This window comes from Dickeya lacustris (assembly GCF_029635795.1).
In the GTDB taxonomy this organism is placed as follows: domain Bacteria; phylum Pseudomonadota; class Gammaproteobacteria; order Enterobacterales; family Enterobacteriaceae; genus Dickeya; species Dickeya lacustris.
The window spans coordinates 2,850,510-2,876,040 of record NZ_CP114280.1 but is presented as its reverse complement, the minus strand read 5'-3'; the positions used below and the strand labels follow the sequence as shown (position 1 = coordinate 2,876,040).

The following is a 25,531-nucleotide window of genomic DNA, read 5'->3' as shown; positions in this document are numbered from 1 at the left end:
CTCTGTTCAAAAAATTTCCGCGAGAGCAGGCGTTCTCCGGCGGTGCCAGCGGTGCGAAGCAACAGGAACAGGAACAGGAACAGGAACAGGAACAGGAACAGGGAACAATAGGAAACCAGATTCCAAAAAATACGACGCAAAAAAATAAGCCAGCACCCGAGCTGGCTAAAGTAATACTGGAAGCAATGTGAGCAATGTCGTGCCTTCACAGTCAAACCGCATGAGTCACAAGGAGGGATTCATCAGGTTTTCCCGGAACGCATGGCAATAATAATCATTATCATTTGCATCTGTAAAGCACTTTTTTTGCTCAATATCAGGAAAAGTGGCAAGCCCTTATCGGAAAAGACCGTGGCCTGCTGATTACCTATTCATCATCAATGCGTTACGGCATTCGCTCTCGTGAAGACGCGCCATAAAAAAAGCAGGGAAACCTCCCTGCTTCTGTTGGCCTGCGCTGTAGCACAGTTATGCGGTGGGCAATGCCCTTGCCAGTAAACTGAATGGGTGTTCACAGGGTTTTTGCGTAGACATCTCGATTTGCCATTTGCAGGTTTCGCAATCGGTGATGACCAGGTCAGCGCCACTTTCCTCAATTTGGCGAAACAGCGGCGCACCGATCCCCTGCGCGGTGTCGTAATTCTCTTTCTTAAAACCATAGGTTCCGGCAATGCCGCAACAGCGTGAATCCAGCACCTGCAACTCAAGGCCTGGGATCATACGCAGTAGCTCAAGGGTATAGGCCGTCCAGCCCATGCGTTCAAGGTGGCATGGCGTATGGTAGACCACCTTGAGCGGCACTGGTTGCAGCGCCAGTTTATTCCCCTGCTCCAGTAAGCGGTAGAGATGGCGGGTCGCCAGTTCAATGCCGTCACGCACATGCTGGTTCTCAAGGCCCAGCAAATGCGGGTACTCATCACGCAGGGTGAAAGTGCAACTCGATGACGTGGCAATTACCGGCAGGCTGCGCTGATTGATGGCTTCATCGAGCGCATTGAGGTTAAAACGCGCCTGTTTGCGCGCTTTATCGAGAAACCGGTTGGCAATTAACGCCACGCCGCAACATTTCTCTTTTGTCAGCAACTGTACGCCAACGCCTACGGCATTAAACACCCGGATCAGGTCTCGTCCCAGTTGCGGGTGGTTGTAGTTGACATAGCAGCCGTGAAAATAGGCGACCTGTTGCTCAAAACGCAGCTGTTGCGCCGCCTGCTGGCGATACCAATGGCGAAAAGTGCCGTGGGAATAGCGCGGTAACTGGCGACGATGGTCGATTTTCAGCGCTTTGTCGAGCAACTGCCGCATCGGTTTTAATCCGGTCAGCGTATTGACCAGCGGGGCTAACGGCGTGGCGACGCTACCCATCAAATCGGTGTGGCTTAAGATGGCATCCCGCAGCGTCGGGCGGTGCTTGCTGTGGCTGGCTTTCGCCCGCTGGATAATATCGCCGATACGAACATCAGACGGGCAAGCCACTTCACAGCGCTTACAGTTGGTACAGTATTTCAGCGCTTCATCAAAGAGCGACGGGTCTTTACGCCGCAAGCGCTCGCCGTCCGGCCCGGCCTGTTTTGGCCCCGGATACAGCGGGTTAACGCCTGCGACCGGGCAAGCCGTGGTGCAGACTGTACATTTAATGCAATTCTCAAAACTGGTATCCGCCTGGCTCATTACGGCTTCTCCCTGACTATCGTTTGTGCCACATGCAACGCGCTCAGTAGCGATACCCCGCCGCCACACCCCTGACGCAGCGGGTCATAACCGCGTAATACCGAGCCAATCGCAAACACCCGAGGCTGGCTAACGCCCGCAATCGAGGGATGCAGGTGCGCATCCACCTTCACGCCAAATTGCAAATAGGGCTGAGAGGCGAACACGTCTTGCTGGCTCCAGTCGGCCTGAGTTGGCAAGAAATCAACATCCAGCCCGAACACCGGCTCAATCACCCGCTCGCGTTCGGCCACCAGGCCGTTACTGAAAAAGCTGCCGCTCGCCAGGACGGTGTACTGCGCCCGCAGCGGCATATCGCCGTGGCTACGGGTATGCACCACCACCTCGTTCGCCAGCGCTTGCGCTGATATGACTTTGTCACCCGGCATCACGGTGCCGCCGGTCTGACGAAAACGCGCCAACAGCGCCTGATGTAACTGCATGCCGGGTAGCGAGGGCGGCAATGTCGCCAGCAACCCGACCGGTTTGCCGAGCGCGGCGTTCAGTTGCGCATGGGCCTGAGTACCGATGCACGCAGGCAGAATCACGGCATCATTGCCGTGCGAGCACGTCAGCAGTTCTTCCGTCAGCGCGGCAAGGCCCGCCGGGGTTTCCAGCACGCGGGCCAGATTAAGGGAGCGGAACTCACTCGGGTTCTGGCGCAGATTATCCAGTACCGGCAGACGTAAATCGTCAGCACGCGCGGCGATACCCTGCGCCTGTAGCTCGCCGACCACCAGCCGGGCCTGAAAATCCATAAACCCTTCGATACCGGCAACCAGCGGTTGATGCCAGGCCGGTGTTCCCGGCAGGCCGCGCGATACGCTGTCTGCCGGGCTTAACCAACAATCGCGCCAGATGCCGAGCGGCGTCAGGCGTTGATGCGACTGCGTCAAGGAACCGCGCAGCCATAATCCGCAGCGTGCCAGCAACGCTTGCGCTTGCCCGGCAAGCGTCGCAACGGCGTCGGGCCCCATCAGGCTATAAGGGTGATGCGGAGCCTGATTTGCCAGTTCCCCAAGCGCGTGTAGCGGGTGTGTTACCGGCGTGCCATCGGGCAGCGCGTTGAGTAAATCCAGCGCGCCGGAGGCAAACGTCAGGGCGCTCTGCCCGACGCTCACTATCGCGCAGCGTTTACCCTGCTCTTGTAGCTGGATGCCACAGGCCAGTCCGGCCAGCCCGCCGCCAATGATCACCACGTCATAACGCATCGCCATTCTCCTGCTGCGGCTGTGACTGCAATCCGCACAACCCTTGATAAATCCAACTGGTAAATTCGCTCTCACGCAAGGTGTTGCCCCAGGCTATCGGGCGCATCCCTTTCCAGCGTTCATTAAGGAACTGGCTGAGTTGCGAAATGGCCTGCTGCGGGGTGGATTGCCCCAGGCGGCAAAGTAACCCTGCGGCACGGCACGCGCACAGCTCGCCCTGACAAGTGCCCATGCCTACACGGGTGCGACGACGTAAATCGGTCAGGTTGTTGACCTGAAGCGACTCGACGGCATAGCGCACTTCGCCAGCCGTCACCGCCTCACACTCACACACCAGGCTGCTATCGACGCGCTGGCCGGAAACCAGCGTGGCGGCGCGCTGCCCGTGGCGGTAAATCGCTGACCCCCGCAACGGCGCAGAGAGCGGCGAAGCGGCCTGGGGCTTATCTTCCGGCTGCGACTCTGAGCCGGGCAACGGTGTTGACGCGGTGGTACACGAGGCACGATGGCCCAGCTTTTCGCAGACTTTATCTGTCACCCATTCGGCCATCAGGCGGTAAGTCATCAGTTTGCCGCCGGTGATGGTGACAAACCCTTCCAGCCCGTCACGGCTGGCATGATCCAGCAGCACAATCCCCCGGCTGACGCTGCGCCCGGAGGGGTCGTTGTCACTGGCGACCAGCGGACGAACCCCGGCGTAGGCGCGTAAAATGCGGGTCTGCGCCAATTGCGGAGCCAGCAGGCTGCCTTCACGAATCAGGGTATCGACCTCTTGCGGCGTCACCTGCATGTTGTCTATCTGGTCATAGTCGATACGCGTCGAGGTGGTGCCAATCAGTGAAATGGTATCGCCCGGCACCAGAATGTCGGCATCAGCCGGTTTGCGGCAGCGGTTAATCACCCGGTTATTGATGCGATGACCCAGAATTAACAATGCGCCTTTGGCCGGAAACATCCGCACGCTCAAATCGGCGTATTCGGCAATGCGCTGACCCCAAATACCGCCCGCGTTGACAACCACCTGCGCGTAAATTTCACTGGCGATTTTGCGTTTATGGTCGAAAACGCGCACACCGACGACACGACAGCCCTGACGAATCAGCCCAATAACCTCATGATAGGTTAAGACTTCTGCGCCATGTTCACAGGCATCAACCATGTTGGCAGCCGTGAGTCTGAAGGGGTCTACCGTGCCATCCGGCACCCTGACGGCCCCGATTAAATCCGGGTTGGCCGCCGGTTCAAAGCGTAGCGCTTCCTGTGGCTCCATGGCCTGCGCATCAATTCCCGCCTGTCGGCAGGCATCGATAAACTGCGCCTGATACTCAAGGGAGTCTTGCGGTAGCGTTAAAAACAGCCCATCGCTGGGTTCTATACAGTGGCGAGCAATGCGGCGCAGAATACGGTTCTCTTCAATACACTCACGGGCCGACTCGCTATCCGTCACGGCATAGCGCGCACCGCTGTGCAGCAACCCGTGGTTACGCCCGGTTGCTCCGGTGGCAATGTCATGCCGCTCCAGCAGCAAGCAGCGCAGGCCACGCAGCGCGCAATCGCGCGCCGTCCCTGCCCCGGTTGCACCGCCGCCAATAATGACGACATCGGTTTCCCGCCGTAAGCCTGCGTTAGCCATATCTGTTTTACCTCGGTTGGATCGCGCCCATATTGGGATATTGAGGCAAAGTAAGACATAAACCCACACAACAATGATTGATAAAGAACAAAAACACTCAAAAAACGAAAACAAATTGCGCTAACAAAAATAGAAATGTGACTTAAATCACCTTAATTTGAAAAATGATTATTTCAATTATGTTATTTAGAGCTCAAAATGACGTACTTCGTCATAAAAGTGTAACAGTTGCGCGTTAACTCACATCAAAGACTGCGCACATTCGATACGCTTACGCGCGTTATAGAAAATAACTATCGGGGATTTTTATGCTGAGTATTTTTAAGCCTGCGGCGCATCAGCCGCGAGTGGCAGAGCACCAGGTCGATCCACTCTATCGCCGTTTACGCCTGCAAATATTTCTGGGTATCTTTTTCGGCTACGCTGCTTACTATCTGGTCAGAAAAAACTTTGCTCTGGCAATGCCTTTTCTGGTTGAACAAGGTTTCTCTCGTGGCGATCTCGGTTTTGCGCTGTCCGGCATCTCCATCGCTTACGGGTTTTCCAAGTTCATCATGGGCGCGGTCTCTGACCGCTCCAACCCACGGGTGTTCTTACCCGCAGGCCTGATTCTGGCGGCAGCGGTCATGTTGCTGATGGGCTTTGTGCCGTGGGCGACGTCCAGCATTATGGTGATGTTCTGCCTGCTGTTTATCTGTGGCTGGTTCCAGGGTATGGGTTGGCCGCCGTGTGGCCGTACCATGGTGCACTGGTGGTCACAGAAAGAGCGTGGCGGTATCGTGTCTATCTGGAACTGTGCTCACAACGTCGGCGGCGGTATTCCCCCACTGCTGTTCCTGCTGGGGATGGCGTGGTTCAACGACTGGAAAGCCGCGCTGTATATGCCTGCTTTTGGGGCCATTCTGGTGGCACTGTTCGCCTTCGCCATGATGCGCGACACCCCGCAGTCTTGCGGCCTGCCGCCGATTGAAGAGTATAAAAACGACTACCCGCCGGATTATGACGAAAAGGCCGAGCAGGAGTTAACCGCCAAAGAAATTTTCATGCAGTACATTTTCCCGAACAAGCTGCTGTGGTATATCGCCGTTGCTAACGTGTTCGTGTACTTGCTGCGCTATGGCATTCTCGACTGGTCGCCGACTTACCTCAAAGAAGTCAAACACTTCGCACTGGATAAATCCTCCTGGGCCTATTTCCTGTACGAGTACGCCGGTATTCCGGGTACGCTGCTGTGCGGCTGGATGTCTGACAAAGTGTTCAAAGGCAACCGTGGTGCAACAGGCGTGTTCTTCATGGCGCTGGTGACTATCGCCACCGTGGTGTACTGGATGAACCCGGCGGGCAACCCCGGCGTAGATATGGCTTGTATGATTGTCATCGGCTTTTTGATCTACGGCCCGGTCATGCTGATTGGTCTGCACGCTCTGGAACTGGCACCGAAGAAAGCCGCAGGGACAGCCGCTGGTTTCACCGGCCTGTTCGGTTATCTCGGTGGTTCGGTTGCGGCAAGTGCCATTGTCGGCTACACCGTTGACTATTTTGGCTGGAACGGCGGTTTTATGGTGATGATTGGCGGTGGTGTGCTGTCAGTTATCCTGCTGGTACTGACCATGATTAATGAAACAAAACATAAAGCAGAACTGGCAAAACGCGCCTGATTCTGTCATCCCACCGGTGCCGTCGCACCGGTGGGCCTTAGCGAGCCCTCGCTGATTCAAGCTATACGCTATTGATCACAAAAATCTATTGCTTACAAAAGCCTATTGCTCACAAAAGCCTATTGATTACAACAATCTATTGATTATAACAATCACGCTTTCACCACCCGGTTTTGCCTGACACAGCACAGACTTCCTTCCACTCAAAAAGGACGCTGCAATGAAACCTCTGTTAACACCGCTACTGGCTGCGGGTATTACGCTTACCCTGTCATACCCGACACTGAGCCAAGCGGCTGCGAATACCGATGCTCGCTCGCAGGACGCACACCCACACATTGTCATCGCTCACCGTGGTGCCAGTGGCTATCTGCCAGAACATACGCTGCCCGCCAAAGCCATGGCCTATGCACAAGGCGCGGATTATCTTGAGCAGGATTTGGTGATGACCAAAGATAACGCGCTGGTGGTGCTGCATGACCATTATCTCGATCGCGTTACCGATGTGGCGCAGCGTTTCCCTGGCCGGGCGCGGGCAGATGGGCGCTACTACGCCATTGACTTTACCCTGGCAGAAATTCGCTCGCTGCACTTTACCGAAGGGTTTGATCTAAAAGACGGCAAGCCGGTACAAAGCTATCCGAACCGCTTTCCGATGGGCAAATCGGATTTTCGTATTCACACCTTTGAGGATGAAATCGAATTCATTCAGGGGTTAAATCACTCGACCGGTAAAAACATCGGTATTTACCCGGAAATTAAAGCGCCGTGGTTCCACCGTCAGGAAGGCAAAGACATCTCGCGGGCGGTACTGGAGGTGTTAAAGCGCTACGGCTACAGCCAAAAAAGCGATCGGGTTTACCTGCAATGTTTTGATGCCAGCGAACTCCAGCGCATCAAAAACGAGCTACAACCCGCGCTGGGCATGAACCTGAAACTGGTGCAGCTTATCGCTGAAACCAGCTGGAAAGAGACCCAGCAGCAGCAACCTGACGGCAGTTGGGTCAACTATGATTACGACTGGATGCTCAAGCCGGGCGCGATGGCCAAAATCGCCCGCTATGCCGATGGCGTCGGGCCGGATTACCACATGTTACTGAGCGGCAATGCCGGGAACGTCACCGTCAGCCCGCTGGTCAAAGAAGCGCATGATAGCGGCATGGCGGTACATCCCTATACCGCGCGGGCAGATCGTCTGCCGAAATACGCGCACGATATCAATGCGCTGTATGCCCTGCTCTACCGCAAGGCGAATGTCGATGGGCTGTTTACCGACTTCCCCGATAAAGCCGTTGCATTCTTACACACCGCTCAAGCTTCTTCAGCCAAATAAAGACGGCGTAAATACATCGGCACCGCCTGATCGCGGTTGGTGCCGATAACTTCATTGTGCGGCAAGCGGTCTTTCAGGCGCTGGTGAGCGTTATGCATAATGCAGCCCTTGCCCGCCATCGCCAGCATTTCATAGTCGTTCATGCCATCGCCAAAGGCGATACAGTCTTTAATGGTGTGACCAAGAATCCCGGCTACCTGCTGCAACGCATGGCCTTTGGATACGCCGCCCGCCATCACTTCCAGACAGGTCAACGTCGAAAAACTGACGTTGACGCGCTCGCCCCAGCGCGCATTGAGCGCCGCTTCAAGCGGTAGCAGCTTGTCGTGGTCTTCACAGGTGAAAAAGACTTTGCCCACCCCGTCGGTGTCGAGCGTCTGCGGCTCAAACACCCGGTAGCGAAATACCGTCTCGGTAAAAAAACGCTCCTCTTCGGGGCGAGAGCGGCATAAATACCACTCATCGTCGCGATAGACATGGGTCATTATCTCCGGGTGGTGATACACCATGCCGTACAGCTCGCGGGCGATATCCTGATCCAGATTGTGGCTAAACACCAATTCGCCGTCGCTGTTGTGTACCCGCGCGCCGTTGGAGGTGATCATATACGCGCTGATGGCAAGATTATCGCGCATCTGCGCCACGTCCATATGATGGCGTCCGGTAGCAAAAACAAAATGGATGCCTTGCTCCGTCATTTGACGCAGCGTTTGTTTGGCATAAGGAGACAAGGTGTGATCGGGCGACAACAGCGTGCCATCCAGATCTGATGCAACAATCGGGTACATAAGGTGAACTCCAACCTCCGCTGGTGCCGTGCGGCCAGGCCGCGCAGACGTATTAATGATAATCGTTGAAATGTTGCAAAATCAGTCGAAACGCGGCGGTACGCAGCGCATCCTGTTCCGACAGGATATCGTGCCGAGCGCCCTGAATAATGGCCGGGCCACCGCCCGCACAAGGATGACCGGCAGCAGCCAGCGCCTGACAAAACCGCACCTGACTGCGGTTATCCACAACGCGTTCGTCCTGTGCTTGCAGCACTAACAGCGGCGTCGTTATCTGCGCAGCCTGTTGCAATAGCTGGTCAGGCACCTGTAACGCTTCGCGCACCCAGTGATAGGTCGGCCCGCCGATACGTAAATCCGGGTCATCAGCGTAAAAGCGCACATGGTGGCGATAGCGCACGGCACTGTGGGTCAGAACGTTCATCCGAAATGGCAAGGGCTGCCACGGGCTGGTGCCGATAGCATAGTAATCCCGTATGGACGGATGACGCTGCGCCCAGTTAAGGATACGCCACGCCAGCCAGTGTGGCATCGGCAGCAAAATACCGCACATCGGCGCGCACAATGCAGCGGCATCAAATGCCTGCGGCTGACGCGCCAGCGCTAATGCCAGCACCGCCGCGCCCATTGAATGGGCCAGTGCGAAACGGCGACGATAGGGTGCGGGAGCCACCTGCTGCTGCCACAGTGTCAGCACATCATCAACATAGTCGTTGAAGCGGCGCACGTGGCCACGATGACTGTCTGCCAATAACCGCCCCGAACGCCCCTGACCACGGTGATCCATCATCAGCACATCGTAACCGCACTGAAACAGGTCATAGGCGACCTCGGCATACTTTACATAGCTGTCGGTACGCCCCGGCAACACCAACACCACATCGGAATGCGACGGCGATGTAAAACGCACAAACCGAATGGGCACATCCTCCACACCGATGAACATGCCTTCCTGACGCTGACGCCAGAAATCCAGCAATGGCCCGGTAACGAAGGCAGCATACTGCCATTCTCTGGTCAGCAGGCTCTGCGTATACGGATTCATCAGGCTCTCTCTCAGGGGTGGCTTACTCATCGGCGTGGTTTTTGTGAGCTATGGCACAAACACAGGCATTGGCGTATTGTGGCATAAAACGCCGCATTCAGGGAGTATTCCGCTATGACGCCAGACTGGTGGTTAACCTATCTTGTCACCACACTGATTTTAAGCCTGTCACCCGGTTCGGGGGCGATTAACACCATGAGTACCAGCATCAGTCACGGCTACCGTGGGGCTGTCGCCTCTATTGCCGGGCTCCAGCTCGGGTTATCCATACATATCGTGCTGGTGGGGATTGGCCTGGGGGCGTTGCTGTCACAATCGGTACTGGCGTTTGACCTGCTGAAATGGTTTGGTGCCGCCTACCTTATCTGGCTTGGCATTCAGCAGTGGCGCAGCGCAGGCGCACTGGATTTGCAAACGCTGGCCAACAGCCTGCCGCGTCGTCGTCTGTTCCAGCGCGCCGTTCTGGTCAACCTGACCAACCCGAAAAGCATTGTGTTTTTGGCCGCGCTGTTCCCACAGTTTATTGTGCCGCACCAGCCCCAGGCGATGCAGTATCTGATACTGGGCGCCACAACGGTGTTGGTCGATGTGGTGGTGATGATTGGCTACGCCACGCTGGCGCAGCGCATCGCACGCTGGCTCAAAGGCCCGCGCCAGCTCAAACAGCTTAACCGCACCTTTGGCTCGCTGTTTATGCTGGTCGGCGCATTGCTGGCAACCGCGCGCAAAGCCTGAATAAAGCCTGAATACCGACGACAGTGGCCGCTTGCACGCGGTCACGCAGCCCCTGGCGGTTCTCGCCGACCCACAGCAATACCGCACCCCGCCGGGCCTGCCTGAGCTAGTCAGCCTTCTGCACGGTGAAACGCTGCCACATCGGGTGGCGGCGTAAAATGTTCACCACGCTGCCGAGCAGCACGATGATGACCGCGCCCACCAATACCGGCGTCAGCAAGAACGACCAGCTTTGCCCTGTCAGCATAATCAGTAACGGATTGGCACCCGCAGGCGGGTGCGTGGTGCCGGTCAACAGCATGGCGCTCACCGCAAGCCCGGTCGCCAGCGCCAGCGTCAGCGGGTTAACGTCGCCCCACTGTACAAAGCAGACGCCTATCAACGCGGTGATAACATGCCCCAGAATCACATTCTTCGGGCGCGCCAGCGGGCTTGTCGGGACGCCGAACACCAATACCGTCGTCGCGCCGAACGGTGCCATCAGTAATATCCAGCCCGATTGCAGTGAATCCACATACGACAACAGACCAATCGCCAGGGCTGCGCCCAGGCCGGATACCAACGGAAAAACCCACTTTCTTATCATGCACAGCTCCTGTTAACCAAAGTAGACAACTCTGTCTACATTCAGGGTAGACAAATCGGTCTACTTTTGTCAATATATTCTCAGGAGGAAAGCTATGAATGACAAACGGCAACAGCTCATCATCACCGCCCTGACACTGTTTAATCAGAAGGGCATAAACTCGGTGGGTATCAACGAAGTGCTAGAGGTGTCGGGGATCGCCAAGAAAACCCTTTATCATCATTTTCCCAGCAAGAATGAGCTGGTGCTCGCGGCGCTGGCACACCGGGATCAAATCTTCATGAACTGGCTCTCTTCCGCGTTGGCACAGGCGACCAGCCCCAATGAGGTGGTGCGCTGCCTGTTTCATGCGCTGACGGACTGGTTTAAGGGAAATGTTGAGGTACTGAGCGCCTTTCACGGCTGCTTTTTCATCAATACGGCGGCAGAAATTCGCGACCCTTCCAGCCCGCTGGCGCGCTATTGCCGTGAGCACAAACAAAAAGTCCGTCTGCTACTGCAACAGCATTTACCCACCGTCAGCGCAGAGGGCCTTGAATTGCTGTGCTTACTCAAAGAGGGGGCGATTGTGGCAGCGTTTGTCGGCCAAGACCTCGACGCCGCTGCAAAATGCATTGCGCTCGCCGAGTACGGATTAACCATGAAAGGCTGAGGGTATGACCTTCGGCGCTGGCGACGCGGGCCCTGCCGGACAACGCAGGAGACCGCAGCGCCGTAGCAAAGCGGTTGATGACGATTCGCCAACGGACTATTTGACGACACTCACCCGCTTTTACACATTTACGCTTTTACATATTCACGCCTGGCACATTCGCGTTTGGCAGATTAACGCGAAATAATCAGGTGAAGACCAAAACCGGTAAACAGCGCACCGGCCAGGCCATCAATCCATTTTGCCAACCGCTGATAGCCACGGCGCATTGCAGGCAGAGCAAACACCAGCGCCACAAGGCTAAACCACAGCAGTGTTTCCAGCGAGATCAGCGCAAACAGGCCCCAGCGAGCCGCCGCGCCAACATCATCCCCGACAAACAGCGAGAACACGCTACCAAAATAGATAAGCGCTTTGGGGTTAGACAAGTTGGTCAAAAAGCCACGCATAAAAGTTTTGCCCTGATGCGACAGCGCAGTCTCAGCGGGAGCGTCAGAAGACCTACGTTGACGCAGCGACGAACGCAACAGCTGCCAGCCCATCCAACACAAATACACGCCGCCCCCAACGGTGACAATCTGGTGCAGCCAGGCCATCCGCTCCAGCAGCAAATGCAAGCCCATCAACGCAATACCGGCCCAGACGACGACGCCGAGCGTAATGCCCAGCACGCCCATCAAGGCTTCGCGTCGTGAACGGCTGACAGCGGTTTGAGAGACGAAAAAGAAATCCGGCCCTGGGCTCATCAGCGCCACCCAATGCACCAGCGCCACGGTCATAAACAACATTAACATCGTCTGTCTGCTCCTGTTCTCTTTGGTCAGGGTTGTCAGGCTACCGCTTTACGCTTCGCCATTATCCAGATGTTCACGAATCACCGTCATAAACGGCGTACCAAAACGCTCCAGCTTACGCTGGCCTACGCCATTGACCGCCAGCAACTCACTGGCTGTCACCGGCAGCAATTCCGCCATTTCCAGCAAGGTGGCGTCACTGAACACCACATAGGGGGGAATATTGTCTTCATCGGCAATCGATTTACGCAATTTGCGCAGTTTAGCAAACAGCTTGCGGTCATAGTTGCCGCCATAGCTTTTCTGGCTGGCTTTGGGTTTGCTCAGGCTGCCAACGCGCGGCACCGCCAGTTGCAGCGGCATTTCACCGCGCAGCACCGGCCGGGCAGACTCGGTTAATTGCAGCGCGCTGTGGTGAGCGATATTTTGCGCCAGCAAACCAAGATGGATCAGTTGACGCAAAATACTGACCCACTGCTCCTGGGTTTTGTCTTTACCAATGCCGTAGACCGGCAATGCATCATGGCCGAACTCACGAATACGCTGATTATTCGCGCCGCGCAACACTTCCGCAATATAGCCGATGCCAAAACGCTGGCCGACGCGGTACACGCAGGATAACGCTTTTTGCGCATCCACCAGCGCGTCATAACGCCGTGGCGGGTCAAGGCAGATGTCACAGTTACCGCACGGCTGCTGGCGGTTCTCGCCAAAATAGTTCAGCAACACCAGACGGCGACAGGTTTGCGCTTCAGCGAACGCGCCCATGGCATTGAGCTTGTGGCGCTCAATATCTAACTGCATACCAGCCGGTTTTTCCTCCAGACAACGGCGCAGCCACGCCATGTCCGCCGGGTCATAGAACAACACGGCCTCCGCAGGCAAACCATCGCGCCCGGCGCGTCCGGTTTCCTGATAGTAGGACTCAATGTTGCGGGGAATATCAAAGTGCGCCACGAAACGCACGTTGGGTTTGTTGATCCCCATACCAAAGGCGACCGGTCGCCACCACCACTTGCAGGTCATCACGCAAAAACGCTTCCTGCACCTGTGCCCGACGCTCATTTTCCAGCCCGGCATGGTAGGCTCCGGCACTCAGGCCCCGGTTTTGCAACCGTGCGCACAGGTCTTCCACCTTGGCCCGGCTGTTGCAATAAACAATGCCGCTTTTACCGCGCTGGCCTTGAATAAACAGCCAGAGTTGGTCGAGGGGTTTGAATTTTTCGACCAGCGTATAGCGAATATTGGGCCGGTCAAAACTGCTGATGTTAATCAGCGGGTCACGCAAATCGAGCAGGCGGGCGATGTCCTGCCGGGTAGTCTCATCTGCCGTGGCGGTCAGCGCCACCACCGGCAGCGCTGGAAATTGCTGTTTGATTTGACCGAGCGCGCGGTATTCCGGGCGAAAATCATGGCCCCACTGGGAAATACAGTGCGCCTCGTCAATGGCAATCAGCGTGGTGTTCCAGTAAGCCAGCTGTTCCAGAAACCCTTCGGTGCTCAGGCGCTCGGGCGCGACATACAGCAATTTCAGCTCATTACGGCGGCAGGCGTTGAACACCTCTTGCTGCTGTTCACGGGTTTGCGTGGAATTGAGGCAGGCGGCCGCCACACCGTAAGCCTGTAGCTGGTCAACCTGATCTTTCATCAGCGAAATCAGCGGCGACACCACCAGCGTTAGCCCATCCAGCACCAGCGCCGGAATTTGATAACACAGGGATTTCCCCCCGCCCGTCGGCATAATCACCAGACAGTCACGCCCGCCGATGGCAGCATTGATAATCGCCTGCTGGCCGGGTCGAAACTGCTGATAACCAAAGGTTTCCCGCAATACCTGCACCGCCAGCGTTTCTCTATTCACTACGTCTGCCGTAGACACGCCTTCACCGCTTTAAAGTTATTCCCGCACCGGGAGAAAAACGCAAACAGGCGCTATTTTCAGCGCCGTTTGTCAAAACTGCAACGTCTGTGGCGGGCTTTTCTGCCGCGCCAGTGCCGGTTATCAGAACAGATCGTTCAGCGTCACGCCAATGCCATAGCGGGTCTGACGGTGGTTGTAATCAATGAGTGATTCACCATAACCGCTGAACACCTTGGTATAAAAACGCACATTCGCGTTAATCGGGTAGCTCCAGCCAAGTTCGCCGCCGCCATAACCGCTGTTCCAGTTATAACGCCCTTCGGCACTGATAATCGCCTCACCCCAACGGTAGCCAACGCGCACGCGATAATGCCCCATGTAGTCGATAATGTTCGGGTTATCGTCCTGGCTGTCATGTAAGCGCACCCAGGGTTTGAACTCGACCTGCCAGTTGCCGTTTTGCGCCATCAGCCGCGCGTAAACCCGGTTCCAGCTACGCGAGGTCGGGTCTGCCCGGCCATTGGATTGATGGTTGAACCCCACCTCGACGTCGCGCAGTGTCCAGCCCGCCAAGCGGTAATCCGTCGCCCAGCCTAAAAACAGCTGCGGTTCATAGTTGGTTTCACGAAACGGTGTCGATTGGCTTTTGTTCGACATCTGCCACCATGAACGCTGGGTATAAGACGCCCCCAACAGTGAATTATCACCGGCAATCCCTCGCCACAGCGGGAAGCCCAGGCTTATCTGGAAATTCACTTCGTCTTTGCGGGCATGTTCAGCCCAGCTATAGCTCTCTATCGCCTGTTTATTGATGTTGCTGGTGTAGGTGTAGAGCAAGTAATTGCTTTCATAGGGATAAAGTATAAAGGGCGTGTCATGCTTCTCGAGCAGACCTGCAATAATGCTGCCCGGCACCTGAGGCGCATCATGAATTTCTTGTACCCGTGCTTCCTGCGCCTGAGCGCTGGCCGCCAGCATCCACGCTGCGGCTATCCAGCCCGATTTATACATCATGTTCTCTTCCCACGTTCAATAGACAGGCATAAGGCAGATAACACGCCGCGAGGGTTGCTTCAGCCGTAGTCGAGGCCCAGTCCTGGTCATCACTGGCACGAGGCTCATCAGGCTGCATAGTGTACACAGCTCATGCAACAGGTACAGCGGCGTTTATCGCCACAACGTTGTTCATGCCACAAAGCGCGCCCGGCGCATTGTGATGACATGGCGGGAAACCACAGCGGCGGCTAAAATAACAATTTATTAACTTGCACATAAACAAAAACAAACAACAGGATCGTCATGATGTCCAACGCCCCGCTTTCTCAAGACAGCATCCGCCAGCTTGTCGGCGATCTGTTTATTTATCAGATGCCGTTTAATCAGGAGCTAGGCCTGGTGCTGGACACCTTCACCCCGGAGACGGTCACACTGCATTTTCACCACCAGCGCAAGCTGGTTGGCAATGCGTTGCAGCAGATTTTACACGGCGGCGTGATTGCCGCCGGGCTGGATGTGGCCGCCGGGCTGGTGTGCGTCGGCAGCGCCTTGCTGCGCCATCCTTCGTTAACCCAGCCGGAACTGCACCAGCGGCTGGCGCGCATGGGCACCATCGACCTGCGGGTAGACTACCTGCGGCCCGGGCGGGGCGAGCACTTTACGCTGACCAGCCAGCTTCTGCGCAGCGGCAATAAAATCGCCGTGGCCCGCGCCGAACTGCATAACGAAAAGCACGCACATCTTGCCAGCGCGGTGGCGACCTATATCGTTGGCTAACCCCCTCATCGTTGGCTAACCCTCTCGGTGGCTAATCATCGGCCACTCGAAAACAAGACAGCATGCACATCGTTCGATAGACTGGGTTTTTAGCTTGCAGGGTCAGGTCTCTCCATGCGTGTTTCTTCACAACGTCAGGGCATGCTATTCGCGCTCGGCGCTTATTTGATTTGGGGCATGGCCCCGGTCTATTTCAAACTGCTCCATCAGATACCGGCCAGCGAAATTCTCAGCCACCGCATTCTCTGGTCATTCGTTTTTATGGTACTGCTGCTCAGTCTGAGCCGTAAGTGGGCAGCGGTGCGGCAAGCCTGCCGCCGTCCGCGCCAGTTGTTATTGCTGGCATTAACCGCCGCGCTGGTCGGCTGCAACTGGCTGGTGTACATCTGGGCGGTGAACCACAACCACATGCTTGAATCGAGCCTGGGCTATTTCATCAACCCGCTGGTGAATATTCTGTTGGGCATGCTGTTTCTCGGCGAGCGTTTCCGCCCGATGCAATGGCTCGCGGTGATACTGGCGCTATGTGGCGTACTGGTTCAGCTATGGACGCTCGGCTCGCTGCCGGTCATCGCCCTGACGCTGGCATTCAGCTTTGGGTTTTATGGCCTGCTGCGCAAAAAAATCGCCATCGATGGCCAGACCGGTATGTTATTTGAAACACTGTGGCTGCTGCCTGCGGCGATGATTTATCTGCTATGGCTGGCGGACTCGCCCAGCAGCCATCTCGCCAGCAACCCGATATCACTCAATCTGTTATTGATGATTTCAGGCATCGTCACCACCATTCCGCTGTTGTTCTTCACGGCGGCGGCCGTGAGGTTACGGCTCTCCACGCTGGGTTTCTTTCAGTATCTGGCCCCCACGCTCACCTTTTTGCTGGCGGTGCTGGTGTATGGCGAAACCATCACGCCAGACCGCCTGATCACCTTCGCTTTTATCTGGCTGGGGCTGTTGGTTTTCACGCTGGATGCGCTCTACACCCAGCGGCGCTTACGCCGCAGCCACCACCGCGTGGCGTGAAATATAGCGCGACAGCATTGGGCTAAAAATCAGGGTGGAGAGCAAACGCAAGGTCTGCATCGCAATCACAAAGGCGATATCCACCCGGCTGCCTGCGGCAATAATCGCAATCGAATCCAGCCCGCCGGGGCTGGTCGCCAGATACGCCGTCAAAATATCGACAGACAACAGGTGAGTCAGCATCAATGCCATGCCGCCACAGAGCAGCATCAGCACCACAATCGAGGCCATCATTTTCGGTAAGGTGCGCAGCGCCAGCAAAAACACCGGGCGGGTAAACGCCAGCCCGACACTCCAGCCAATCAGCGCATACGCCAATGCCAGTAACCATTCGGGGGTTTGCAGCGTTAATGTGCCGCTAGAATGCAGCATCGAGCCGATAATCATCGGCCCCAGCAGTTGGCCGGAAGGAATACGTAAGCGGCGGCCAAGCCAGGCGGCGCTAAATGCCACCACCAGTGTGGCCGGAAAATGCCAGTCCAGCGCCGGAAACCACGCCAGCTCGCTGCCTGCCTGCGCGCCGGTGCCAAGACCGGCGCGGGCGACAACGGCTGCCGCCGCCGTTACCATCACCACGCGCAGGTACTGCATAAACGCCACCAGCCGCACATCCGCGCCGAAATCCGCTGCCATCGCCACCATAGCGGACGCGCCCCCCGGCGAAGCGCCCCAGGTGCCGGTGGTACCGGGCAGCTCGCTATAGCGCATCAACAGCCAGCCGGATAACCCGCTGGCCACCAGGGTCGAGAGCAAGACAAACACCACCAGCGGCCACTCGTTGACCAGCGGCGTCAAAATCGATAACGACAAACTTTGCGCCACCAGACAACCCAGCACCGCGTTACTGGCATAAAACAGCGGACGAGGTACGCGGATCGTGGCCCCTTTCAAGCCCATCGTCACGCCAACCAGCATCGGCCCGAGTAACAACGCGGCAGGCACATGGTAGTGCTGCAACACCCAACCAAGCAGTAACGAGACAGCCAGCAAGATGCCCCATTGCTTTATTTTTGATAGGGCTGATTTTGATAGGGCTAGTTTTGATAGGGATGATTTGGATTCGCAAGGTGGCATCGCGCCAGTAAACCTCTCCATGACTGACACCCGGTCACAGCAGAAAGACAGAACAGCGATTTTAGCGCGGAAACTCCACGAACAGGCATCTATCTGTGCCAAAGCTGTTCGTTATCAAAAAATACCGGTTATCAAGTATCAAGAGACGACAGAGCGTCAGACGGCAGGCCCGTCAGTCTCGACGACCACAGGCTGCCTGAACGATAGGGTTGACGACGCGAGCATTACAGCCAGTTGCGGCGTTTAAAGTAGAGATAAGGAGCCAGACCAGCCAGCAGCATCAGCAACATCGCCCCCGGGTAGCCATACGCCCATTTCAGCTCTGGCATAAACTCAAAGTTCATCCCGTAGCTGGAGGCCACCAGCGTCGGCGGCAGGAACACCACGGACACCACCGAGAAAATTTTGATGATGCGGTTCTGTTCGATATTGATAAAGCCCATCGCCGCCTGCATCAAAAAGTTCACTTTCTGGAACAGCGATTCGTTGTGCGGCAGCAGGGACTCGATATCGCGTAAGATTTCACGCGCCTGCTCAAGCTGGCCGCTCGGCAACCGGGCGCGGCGCACCAGAAAGTTGAGCGCACGCTGGGTATCCATCAAGCACAAGCGCACCTTCCAGCCGATATCCTCAAGCTCTGCCAGCGTGGAGAGCGCATCGTCATATTCATCACCCTGACGGCCATCCATGATGACGCGGCTCAACGCCTCTAAATCGCTGTAGATATTTTCAATTTCGTCAGCCAACTGCTCGATTTTGGTCTCAAACAGATCCAACAACAGTTCATAGGCATTGCCGTCTACCAGCGTTTGCAAGCGGGCGCGCATCCGGTAGAGGCGAAACGCGGGCAACTCACGCTCACGCAGGGTATACAGGCGGCCATCACGAATAGTGAACGCGACCGTTGAGTTACCGGCGTGGTCATCGGCGTCTTCGTAAAAGAAAAAGGAGTGGATATGCAAGCCGTCTTCATCTTCAAAAAAACGGGCCGAGGCCTCGATATCTTCCAGCTCAGGCCGTGTTGCCAGGCTTTGGCCGAGTTGCTGCTGCACCCGCTCTCGCTCTTCGGTTTCCGGTTCCACCAGATCCACCCATAACGAGGTGGTCAGGTCATCATCGTCATCCAGCTCCAGACGAGTTAGACGGCAGTTATCGAGTTTGAATGCACTCAGCATAGGCCATGCTCCCAATATGTAACTAAAGAGGGACCAGACGCGATTGAAACACAGAAACAGGATGAAGAGTCACCATCAGGTTTCAGGCCGTGAGACGGTGCTGACTCGATGCGACAACATGATATCGCTGACAACCACTAAGGCTATCAGCACGAGGGAAGATAGCCTTAGAAGTGGAACCTAATCAGTAGGTTAGTGAGCCAGTATCGACTGGGTGTGTCCAAGGCGTGGGTCCTCCGGGAATAATGATGGGCGCATGTTACGCCGAGATGAAAAAGGCTGTCAACAGACAAACAGATGATTAGTCTGTGTCCAGCCGTTACAGTGGGTAAACAGTGGCAACGCGGCGTCAGGCGCAGCAGTTCAGAGGGTTAGAGCGCCTCCAGACGCGCATAGGCCGCCACCAGCCATTTGATGCCCTGCCCTGCGAAAGCCACCTGAATGCGGCAATGCTCACCACTGCCTTCAACGTTAACAATAGTGCCCTCGCCAAACTTGGCATGACGCACCCGCTGCCCCAGTTTATAGCCGCTGTCGCTCTGGCTGACCGGCGTGCCCAGGCGCTGATGATTGACCGGGCGCGACACGCTGGCGCGCAAGCGCACTTCTTCAACGCACTCGACCGGCAGTTCGCCGACAAACCGCGACGGACGATGATAGGTTTCCTTACCGTAGAGGCGGCGACTCTCGGCATACGTCAACGTCAGTTTCTGCATCGCCCGCGTCACGCCGACATACGCCAGACGGCGCTCCTCCTCCAGACGGCCGCCTTCATCCAGCGACATCTGGCTTGGGAACATGCCCTCTTCCATCCCGACGATAAAGACCTGCGGGAATTCCAGCCCTTTGGCTGAGTGCAGCGTCATCAGTTGCACCGCATCCTGATAGGCATCGGCCTGGCCTTCGCCCGCCTCAAGCGCCGCGTGGGATAAAAACGCCTGTAGCGGCAGTAAATCCTGATCGTCATCCTGATAGCTGAACTGACGGGTCGCCGTCACCAGTTCTTCCAGGTTTTCCACCCGCGTCTGGCCTTTTTCGCCCTTCTCCTGCTCGTACATGCTCCACAAACCGGAATCACGGATCACCCGGTCAGTTTGCACATGCAGCGGCAGTTCCGCCGTATCGCTGGCGAGTGCCTCCACCAGTTCCAGAAAACGTTGCAACGCCGCCGCCGCGCGCCCGGCCAGCGCTTTTTCCTGTAGCAAGGCGCGAGTGGCCTGCCACAGCGTCAACTGACGATCGCGCGCCGTCTGGCGCACCACATCAAGCGTGCGATCGCCAATGCCGCGCGTCGGGGTATTCACCACCCGCTCGAACGCAGCATCATCGTTACGGTTCGCCATCAAACGCAGATAAGACAGCGCGTCCTTGATTTCCTGGCGTTCGAAAAAGCGCATACCGCCATAAATTCGGTACGGCAGGCTTTGTTGCAGTAACGCCTCTTCCAGCACACGCGACTGGGCGTTGCTGCGATAAAGAATGGCGCATTCACTGAGCGCACCGCCGGTTTCCTGCCAGACTTTAATCCGGTTCACCACGAAGCGCGCTTCGTCGAGCTCGTTAAACGCGCAATAAAGCGAGATAGGCTCGCCGTCGATGCCGTCAGTCCACAGGTTTTTGCCCAATCGGTCGCCGTTATGGGCAATCAGCGCGTTGGCGGCGTTGAGGATAGTGGCCGTCGAGCGGTAGTTTTGCTCCAGCCGAATGGTCGTGACCTGCGAGAAATCGCGCAGAAAATGCTGGATGTTTTCTACCTGCGCCCCGCGCCAGCCGTAAATCGACTGATCATCGTCGCCCACAATCATCACACGCGCACTGTCGCCAGCCAGCAGGCGCACCCAGGCATACTGAATGCGGTTGGTGTCCTGAAATTCATCCACCAAAATGTTGTGAAAGCGGTCGCGGTAGTGTTGCAGGATGTGCGGCTTATTGAGCCACAGCTCATGAGCGCGCAGCAGCAACTCGGCAAAATCAACCAGCCCGGCGCGATCACAGGCTTCCTGATAGGCCTGATAGATGCGCAGCCAGGTCTGCTCGACCGGATTGCCATAACTTTCAATGCTGGCAGGCCGCAGCCCTTCGTCCTTTTTGCCGTTGATGTACCACATCGCCTGCCGGGGCGGCCACTGTTTCTCGTCAAGGTTCAATGCCTTGATAAGCCGCTTCAACAGCCGGAGCTGATCTTCACTGTCGAGGATTTGAAAGTCCTGCGGCAACCCGGCATCCAGATGGTGCGCGCGCAGCAGGCGATGCGCCAGGCCGTGAAACGTCCCAATCCACATGCCACCCTGACTGGTGCCAATCAGCTGGTCGATACGGTGGCGCATCTCAGCGGCGGCTTTATTGGTAAATGTCACCGCCATAATGGAGTACGGCGAGCAGTTCTCTACCGTCAGCAACCAGGCAATACGGTGTACCAGCACGCGGGTTTTGCCACTGCCAGCCCCCGCCAGTACCAGCATATTGCTGCGCGCTGCCGCTACGGCATCGCGCTGTTTATCGTTCAGGCTGTCAAGCAGGTCAGATACGTCCATAGCCGTTGGTTTTCCGTCAACAGGGAACCCGGCCCCGGAGCGGAGACCCATCCCACTGGTTTTGTATACAGTAAAAGTCGCTGGATTATAGCAACGTGGTCAGGGATGCCAAACTGAAAATCTCGACATGCGGCAACAAGCGGGCATCGGGTTGGTGCATCAGGTTGCCGCCCTGGGTGTTTATCCAACAGGCTTGCATACCACAACGCAACGAACCCGCCACATCGGTGGTCAGATCGTCGCCCACATGCAGCAAGTGGCGCAGCGGCTTATTCAGACGTTCAGCCGCCAGATGGTACATATCATGATAAGGCTTCGCGCGGCCATCCGGCCCAGCGCGCAAGATGAAGTGGAAATACTCACCGAGACCGCAGGCATGCGGGTCGGCATTGCCGTTGGTGATAGCCACCAGCGGCCAGAGCTGCGCCAGCGCGCGCAGCGTCTCATGCGTTTGCTCCGGCACCGCAATGCGGCTGCGCCAACGGGCGAACTCCGCCATCGCCGCATCCGCGCCCTCTTTCGCCTCCTGCTCCGACAGGCCCGCTTCACGCATCGCCAGTTGCACGCTCTGCCAACGCCAGCGTGTCACATCGTGATAAATCTCTGGGTCTTGCGCCAATAACTGCTGGCGTAGCTGACGTAACTTTTCGCTGGTCAACGCCTGCAAACCGGGGTGATAACGCTGCAAAAACTGCAACGATTCCACCTCGGTGCGCCGAATCACCTCTGCGTTATCATACAAGGTGTCGTCCAAATCGAAGGTGATGGCCTCAATTTGGCCAAGCGGGCGATAAAAATACATCAGGGTTTACCTCGTTTGGCGCGGGGGTGGGCTGCATCGTACACCGATGCCAGATGTTGAAAATCCAGATGGGTATAAATCTGGGTGGTCGTCAGATTCGCATGGCCTAACAACTCCTGTACAGCGCGCAAATCGCCGCTGGACTCCAGCAGATGGGTGGCGAACGAGTGGCGTAATTTATGCGGGTGCACATGGCTGTTCAGCCCCTGCTTCACGCCCCATTCGGCAAAACGTTTTTGCACATTGCGCATCGAAATCCGTCGGCCAAGGCTTGAAACAAACACCGCATCGTCATCCGGCGCATAGATATCACGGATAGCCAGCCACTGGCGTAACCAGGCCACGGCTGTCTTCCCTATCGGCAAACGGCGCTCTTTGCTGCCTTTACCCATCACCCAGACTTCGCCGCTGTCGAGATTAACGTGGCCGCAATCAAGCCCAACCAATTCCGCTAAACGCAGGCCCGCGCCATACATCACCTCCAGCATGGCGCGATCGCGCACCGCCAGCGGGTCGTGATTTTCTATCTCCAGCAGGCGGCTCATTTCATCCACATCCATGTTTTTAGGCAAGTGGCGACCTGCTTTGGGAGCAGGCACCCCTCTTGCCGGATTCGCCGGAAGCTCGCCACGCCCCACCAGCCAGTCAAGGAAGCTGCGCAACGCTGACAGCCGCTGGGCAAGGCTGGCGGCATTTAGCCCGTCGCGCTTACTACGCGCCACCAGCGAGCGCACCCCGGCGGCATCCAACGCCGTCCAGTCCGCGACACCAGAAGCAGTCAGCATCGTGATGAGGGTGTGCAACTGGTGAGCGTAGCTACGTTGGGTCAGTGGGCTCAGTTGCCGCTCAACCCGCAGATAGCGCAGAAAGGCCTCGACCGGCGTTATCAGGGCGTCGTCACAATTCATAGGCGCTCCAGCCACCGTTCCAGCAGCAGTGGCAATAACGCGGCCAGATGCGCGAGCAAATCCGTGCCCATCCCTTCCTGATAATGATGGCTATCGCGACTGCTAAAAATCAACACGCCCAAATCGCCTTGTTTACCGAGCAGCGACAGCGCGACTGACCCGACATGACGCGCCTGCGGCATGAGGAACAATAACTCCGGGCCATTGAGCGTACCCAGATAGTGGGCGCGATTGCCCAGGCGGTGGATACGTAGCGGCTCAAACAACGTGCGGTTCAACGCCAGATGGGTAAAGTCTGACGGCGCGCCAATGCGCCAGCGATCGGCAAACAGGCGAATAGAGGCACCCACCAGCCCAAGCTGACGAGCCCAGCGGTTTAACTGGTCAAGCAAGTCCTGCAATGATGCAGCGTTTGAGAGCGTCAGCTGGAGCTGCAATAACTGATTGAACAGTGTCTCATTACGCATCGCCTGCTCCGTCAACAGGCGAATCTCTTCTTCAAGATAGGCAATGCGCTGGCGCTGGCGGGACAGCTTCCACTCCACCAGCGACACCGCCCCGCGCACCGGATGCGGAACCTGCAATACGTCAACCTGACGGGCGTGATGAATGAAAAAGTCAGGGTGCCGATGTAAATACGCTAACACCTGCTCGTCAGTCAGTTCGTGACGTTCAACCTGCTCTTCCAGACTCTTCATAGGTGAATAAATCCGTCATAGACATGCGTTGCCGGGCCGGTCATAAAGAGCGGATGGCCAGGGCCGTCCCAATGGATCTCCAGCACACCGCCCGGTAGTTTGACTTTCACATCGGCGGCCAGCAGCCCTTGCTGAATACCGACGGCAACTGCCGCACATGCGCCGCTACCGCAGGCCTGCGTTTCACCGGCACCACGTTCAAATACCCGCAATTGAATAAGATTCGGGTTGACCACCTGCATAAACCCAATGTTGGCCCGTTCGGGAAAACGTTCATGGCTTTCCAGCAATGGCCCTAACGTCTCAACCGGCGCGGTGTCTGTCGAATCGACCTGAATCACACAATGGGGGTTGCCCATGGAGACGACGCCACATAACACCGTGTGGTCGCCGGCACGGAAAATATAGGTTTTCTCGGCTTTGGCGGCGCGAAACGGCACCTGCTGCGGCTCAAAATTGGGCTCACCCATATTGACCCGCACCAATTCGTCATCCGTCACCGACAACACCATACGGCCATTGTGGGTACTGACCTGAATCTCGCGTTTATTGGTCAGCCCTTTAAGACGCACAAATCGGGCAAAACACCGGGCGCCGTTGCCACACTGCGCCACCTCGCTACCATCAGCATTGAAAATACGGTAGTGAAAATCGAGTTCTGGATCGTAAGGCGGTTCGACTATCAATAACTGATCAAACCCCACCCCACAGTGCCTGTCGGACAAACGGCGGATCAAGTCCGGCGAAAAGTAGATGTTCTGAGTGACGGCATCAACAACCATAAAGTCGTTGCCAAGGCCGTGCATTTTGGTGAACTGCATTTTCTGACCCCGCTGCGTTAAGCGGGCATGCGCGGCGTCCTGCCGCTGCCCGCGCTATTTATTTATCACCTTGCCTGCTAGCCGATAATTACCGGACAGGCGCAGTTTGCGGAGCCTGAGTTTGTTGTGTCTGGGTTTTCTTCACCGGCGCAGGTTGCTCCGGTGGCATATACAGCGGGCCTTTCAAACCACAGCCAGCCAGCGACAACACCAGCATAGCCAGCGCGCCCTGACGAAAAATTGTTTTCATGTCGTTAAAACCTGTTATTCAGATAGCTATGCTCTCTATAATCGCAGGTGGATCTTGAAAATCAATAGGAATCGAATATGAACGATAGCGAGTTTCACCAATTGGCCGACGCGCTGATGCTCAAGATAGAAGAAACGCTGGATAACTTTGAGGGCGATGCGGATATCGATTATGAAACCAATGGCGGCGTGATGACTCTCGGCTTTGAAAACGGTAGTAAAATCGTCATTAACCGTCAGGAACCCATGCATCAGGTGTGGCTGGCCACCAAGAGCGGCGGCTACCATTTCGGCTATCAGCAAGGTCGCTGGCTATGTGACCGCAGCGGCCAGGATTTTATGGCATTACTGGCGCAAGCCTGCACGGAACAAAGCGGCGAATCAGTACAGTTTGACGAGTGACGTGACCGGCAACAGCACCGCGCTCAGACGCCGCCAGCTGCCGGGTTCCCCGGCGGTTGGCGGTGA

At 56.6% G+C, this 25,531-nt stretch carries 23 protein-coding genes and 1 pseudogene; 7 read left to right on the top strand and 17 right to left on the bottom strand.

Annotation, left to right across the window (positions count from 1 at the left end; genetic code table 11):
* Positions 1-468 precede the first annotated feature (468 nt).
* Genes glpC through glpA form a run of 3 tightly spaced genes read right to left on the bottom strand, consistent with a single transcriptional unit; the run spans position 469 to position 4,554 of the window.
* A complete protein-coding gene (gene glpC, locus O1Q98_RS13060; protein ID WP_125260939.1) occupies positions 469-1,671 on the bottom strand; it encodes an anaerobic glycerol-3-phosphate dehydrogenase subunit GlpC in 1,203 nt (400 codons plus the stop codon).
* On the bottom strand, positions 1,671-2,921 hold the full coding sequence (glpB, locus tag O1Q98_RS13055; RefSeq protein ID WP_125260940.1) for a glycerol-3-phosphate dehydrogenase subunit GlpB: 1,251 nt from the start codon (positions 2,919-2,921) through the stop codon (positions 1,671-1,673). The genes glpC and glpB overlap by 1 nt, the downstream gene beginning before the upstream one ends.
* Positions 2,911-4,554, bottom strand: coding sequence for an anaerobic glycerol-3-phosphate dehydrogenase subunit A (glpA, locus tag O1Q98_RS13050; protein WP_125260941.1), 1,644 nt, complete (start codon positions 4,552-4,554; stop codon positions 2,911-2,913). The genes glpB and glpA overlap by 11 nt, the downstream gene beginning before the upstream one ends.
* Positions 4,555-4,862: 308 nt before the next feature.
* Between glpA and glpT the strand changes: the two genes are divergently transcribed.
* Complete coding sequence (gene glpT / locus O1Q98_RS13045) at positions 4,863-6,212, top strand: glycerol-3-phosphate transporter (RefSeq protein ID WP_125260942.1); 1,350 nt, start codon at positions 4,863-4,865, stop codon at positions 6,210-6,212.
* Positions 6,213-6,432: 220 nt separating this feature from the next.
* The gene (glpQ, locus tag O1Q98_RS13040; RefSeq protein ID WP_125260943.1) at positions 6,433-7,545 is read left to right on the top strand and encodes a glycerophosphodiester phosphodiesterase; all 1,113 of its coding nucleotides are present in this window, start codon (positions 6,433-6,435) and stop codon (positions 7,543-7,545) included.
* Here glpQ and yigL read toward each other — a convergent pair.
* Together yigL and pldB are read right to left on the bottom strand one after the other, a co-directional pair.
* Complete coding sequence (gene yigL / locus O1Q98_RS13035; RefSeq protein WP_125260944.1) at positions 7,524-8,333, bottom strand: sugar/pyridoxal phosphate phosphatase YigL; 810 nt, start codon at positions 8,331-8,333, stop codon at positions 7,524-7,526. The two genes, glpQ and yigL, sit on opposite strands and share 22 nt — an antisense overlap.
* Positions 8,334-8,385: 52 nt before the next feature.
* Entirely contained in the window at positions 8,386-9,378 is a 993-nt protein-coding gene (gene pldB, locus O1Q98_RS13030; protein WP_125260945.1) for a lysophospholipase L2, read from the bottom strand.
* Positions 9,379-9,492: 114 nt separating this feature from the next.
* Between pldB and rhtB the strand changes: the two genes are divergently transcribed.
* Positions 9,493-10,113, top strand: coding sequence for a homoserine/homoserine lactone efflux protein (rhtB, locus tag O1Q98_RS13025; RefSeq protein WP_125260946.1), 621 nt, complete (start codon positions 9,493-9,495; stop codon positions 10,111-10,113).
* Positions 10,114-10,219: 106 nt separating this feature from the next.
* Here rhtB and O1Q98_RS13020 read toward each other — a convergent pair whose 3' ends face one another.
* Positions 10,220-10,699 (bottom strand): HPP family protein, encoded by a 480-nt coding sequence (locus tag O1Q98_RS13020; RefSeq protein ID WP_125260947.1) that lies wholly within the window; start codon positions 10,697-10,699, stop codon positions 10,220-10,222.
* 94 nt (positions 10,700-10,793) lie between these two features.
* Here O1Q98_RS13020 and O1Q98_RS13015 point away from each other — a divergent pair, with 94 nt between their 5' ends.
* Positions 10,794-11,351: a TetR/AcrR family transcriptional regulator gene (locus O1Q98_RS13015; protein ID WP_125260948.1), complete on the top strand. Its 558-nt coding sequence runs from the start codon at positions 10,794-10,796 to the stop codon at positions 11,349-11,351.
* A 173-nt stretch (positions 11,352-11,524) separates the two neighbouring features.
* Here the strand turns inward: O1Q98_RS13015 and rhtC are convergent, their stop codons facing one another.
* The 3 genes and pseudogenes from rhtC to pldA all read right to left on the bottom strand — a co-directional run bounded on the left by rhtC (position 11,525) and on the right by pldA (position 15,017).
* Positions 11,525-12,145, bottom strand: a complete 621-nt coding sequence (gene rhtC, locus O1Q98_RS13010) for a threonine export protein RhtC (protein ID WP_125260949.1) — start codon at positions 12,143-12,145, stop codon at positions 11,525-11,527.
* Between the two features lie 48 nt (positions 12,146-12,193).
* Positions 12,194-14,024, bottom strand: a pseudogene (recQ, locus tag O1Q98_RS13005) (ATP-dependent DNA helicase RecQ).
* A 123-nt stretch (positions 14,025-14,147) separates the two neighbouring features.
* Complete coding sequence (gene pldA, locus O1Q98_RS13000; RefSeq protein ID WP_125261005.1) at positions 14,148-15,017, bottom strand: phospholipase A; 870 nt, start codon at positions 15,015-15,017, stop codon at positions 14,148-14,150.
* Positions 15,018-15,308: 291 nt separating this feature from the next.
* Here pldA and O1Q98_RS12995 point away from each other — a divergent pair, with 291 nt between their 5' ends.
* A complete protein-coding gene (locus O1Q98_RS12995) occupies positions 15,309-15,779 on the top strand; it encodes a thioesterase family protein (protein WP_125261006.1) in 471 nt (156 codons plus the stop codon).
* A gap of 114 nt (positions 15,780-15,893) precedes the next feature.
* On the top strand, positions 15,894-16,802 hold the full coding sequence (rarD, locus tag O1Q98_RS12990; protein WP_125260951.1) for an EamA family transporter RarD: 909 nt from the start codon (positions 15,894-15,896) through the stop codon (positions 16,800-16,802).
* Here the strand turns inward: rarD and O1Q98_RS12985 are convergent.
* The 8 genes from O1Q98_RS12985 to lptM all read right to left on the bottom strand — a co-directional run bounded on the left by O1Q98_RS12985 (position 16,773) and on the right by lptM (position 25,064).
* Entirely contained in the window at positions 16,773-17,876 is a 1,104-nt protein-coding gene (locus O1Q98_RS12985; RefSeq protein ID WP_416232434.1) for an AbrB family transcriptional regulator, read from the bottom strand. The genes rarD and O1Q98_RS12985 overlap by 30 nt on opposite strands.
* 224 nt (positions 17,877-18,100) lie before the next feature.
* Positions 18,101-19,051, bottom strand: coding sequence for a magnesium/cobalt transporter CorA (corA, locus tag O1Q98_RS12980; protein WP_125260952.1), 951 nt, complete (start codon positions 19,049-19,051; stop codon positions 18,101-18,103).
* Between the two features lie 371 nt (positions 19,052-19,422).
* A complete protein-coding gene (gene uvrD, locus O1Q98_RS12975) occupies positions 19,423-21,585 on the bottom strand; it encodes a DNA helicase II (RefSeq protein WP_125260953.1) in 2,163 nt (720 codons plus the stop codon).
* A gap of 85 nt (positions 21,586-21,670) precedes the next feature.
* Complete coding sequence (gene yigB, locus O1Q98_RS12970; protein ID WP_125260954.1) at positions 21,671-22,387, bottom strand: 5-amino-6-(5-phospho-D-ribitylamino)uracil phosphatase YigB; 717 nt, start codon at positions 22,385-22,387, stop codon at positions 21,671-21,673.
* Complete coding sequence (gene xerC / locus O1Q98_RS12965; protein WP_125260955.1) at positions 22,387-23,295, bottom strand: tyrosine recombinase XerC; 909 nt, start codon at positions 23,293-23,295, stop codon at positions 22,387-22,389. The genes yigB and xerC overlap by 1 nt, the downstream gene beginning before the upstream one ends.
* Positions 23,292-23,993 carry a DUF484 domain-containing protein gene (locus O1Q98_RS12960; protein ID WP_125260956.1) on the bottom strand — a complete coding sequence of 234 codons (702 nt, stop codon included), beginning with the start codon at positions 23,991-23,993 and terminating at the stop codon, positions 23,292-23,294. The genes xerC and O1Q98_RS12960 overlap by 4 nt, the downstream gene beginning before the upstream one ends.
* On the bottom strand, positions 23,990-24,814 hold the full coding sequence (gene dapF / locus O1Q98_RS12955) for a diaminopimelate epimerase (protein ID WP_125260957.1): 825 nt from the start codon (positions 24,812-24,814) through the stop codon (positions 23,990-23,992). The genes O1Q98_RS12960 and dapF overlap by 4 nt, the downstream gene beginning before the upstream one ends.
* A gap of 88 nt (positions 24,815-24,902) precedes the next feature.
* Complete coding sequence (lptM, locus tag O1Q98_RS12950; protein ID WP_240632842.1) at positions 24,903-25,064, bottom strand: LPS translocon maturation chaperone LptM; 162 nt, start codon at positions 25,062-25,064, stop codon at positions 24,903-24,905.
* 77 nt (positions 25,065-25,141) lie between these two features.
* Here lptM and cyaY point away from each other — a divergent pair, with 77 nt between their 5' ends.
* Positions 25,142-25,465 carry an iron donor protein CyaY gene (gene cyaY / locus O1Q98_RS12945; protein ID WP_125260959.1) on the top strand — a complete coding sequence of 108 codons (324 nt, stop codon included), beginning with the start codon at positions 25,142-25,144 and terminating at the stop codon, positions 25,463-25,465.
* Positions 25,466-25,531 lie beyond the last annotated feature (66 nt).

Bases quoted from the DNA above. Each gene is read 5' to 3' on its own strand.
- glpC (WP_125260939.1), bottom strand. From the start codon at position 1,671: ATGAGCCAGGCGGATACCAGTTTTGAGAATTGCATTAAATGTACAGTC.
- glpB (WP_125260940.1), bottom strand. From the start codon at position 2,921: ATGCGTTATGACGTGGTGATCATTGGCGGCGGGCTGGCCGGACTGGCC.
- glpA (WP_125260941.1), bottom strand. From the start codon at position 4,554: ATGGCTAACGCAGGCTTACGGCGGGAAACCGATGTCGTCATTATTGGC.
- glpT (WP_125260942.1), top strand. From the start codon at position 4,863: ATGCTGAGTATTTTTAAGCCTGCGGCGCATCAGCCGCGAGTGGCAGAG.
- glpQ (WP_125260943.1), top strand. From the start codon at position 6,433: ATGAAACCTCTGTTAACACCGCTACTGGCTGCGGGTATTACGCTTACC.
- yigL (WP_125260944.1), bottom strand. From the start codon at position 8,333: ATGTACCCGATTGTTGCATCAGATCTGGATGGCACGCTGTTGTCGCCC.
- pldB (WP_125260945.1), bottom strand. From the start codon at position 9,378: ATGAATCCGTATACGCAGAGCCTGCTGACCAGAGAATGGCAGTATGCT.
- rhtB (WP_125260946.1), top strand. From the start codon at position 9,493: ATGACGCCAGACTGGTGGTTAACCTATCTTGTCACCACACTGATTTTA.
- O1Q98_RS13020 (WP_125260947.1), bottom strand. From the start codon at position 10,699: ATGATAAGAAAGTGGGTTTTTCCGTTGGTATCCGGCCTGGGCGCAGCC.
- O1Q98_RS13015 (WP_125260948.1), top strand. From the start codon at position 10,794: ATGAATGACAAACGGCAACAGCTCATCATCACCGCCCTGACACTGTTT.
- rhtC (WP_125260949.1), bottom strand. From the start codon at position 12,145: ATGTTAATGTTGTTTATGACCGTGGCGCTGGTGCATTGGGTGGCGCTG.
- pldA (WP_125261005.1), bottom strand. From the start codon at position 15,017: ATGTATAAATCGGGCTGGATAGCCGCAGCGTGGATGCTGGCGGCCAGC.
- O1Q98_RS12995 (WP_125261006.1), top strand. From the start codon at position 15,309: ATGTCCAACGCCCCGCTTTCTCAAGACAGCATCCGCCAGCTTGTCGGC.
- rarD (WP_125260951.1), top strand. From the start codon at position 15,894: ATGCGTGTTTCTTCACAACGTCAGGGCATGCTATTCGCGCTCGGCGCT.
- O1Q98_RS12985 (WP_416232434.1), bottom strand. From the start codon at position 17,876: ATGCCACCTTGCGAATCCAAATCATCCCTATCAAAACTAGCCCTATCA.
- corA (WP_125260952.1), bottom strand. From the start codon at position 19,051: ATGCTGAGTGCATTCAAACTCGATAACTGCCGTCTAACTCGTCTGGAG.
- uvrD (WP_125260953.1), bottom strand. From the start codon at position 21,585: ATGGACGTATCTGACCTGCTTGACAGCCTGAACGATAAACAGCGCGAT.
- yigB (WP_125260954.1), bottom strand. From the start codon at position 22,387: ATGTATTTTTATCGCCCGCTTGGCCAAATTGAGGCCATCACCTTCGAT.
- xerC (WP_125260955.1), bottom strand. From the start codon at position 23,295: ATGAATTGTGACGACGCCCTGATAACGCCGGTCGAGGCCTTTCTGCGC.
- O1Q98_RS12960 (WP_125260956.1), bottom strand. From the start codon at position 23,993: ATGAAGAGTCTGGAAGAGCAGGTTGAACGTCACGAACTGACTGACGAG.
- dapF (WP_125260957.1), bottom strand. From the start codon at position 24,814: ATGCAGTTCACCAAAATGCACGGCCTTGGCAACGACTTTATGGTTGTT.
- lptM (WP_240632842.1), bottom strand. From the start codon at position 25,064: ATGAAAACAATTTTTCGTCAGGGCGCGCTGGCTATGCTGGTGTTGTCG.
- cyaY (WP_125260959.1), top strand. From the start codon at position 25,142: ATGAACGATAGCGAGTTTCACCAATTGGCCGACGCGCTGATGCTCAAG.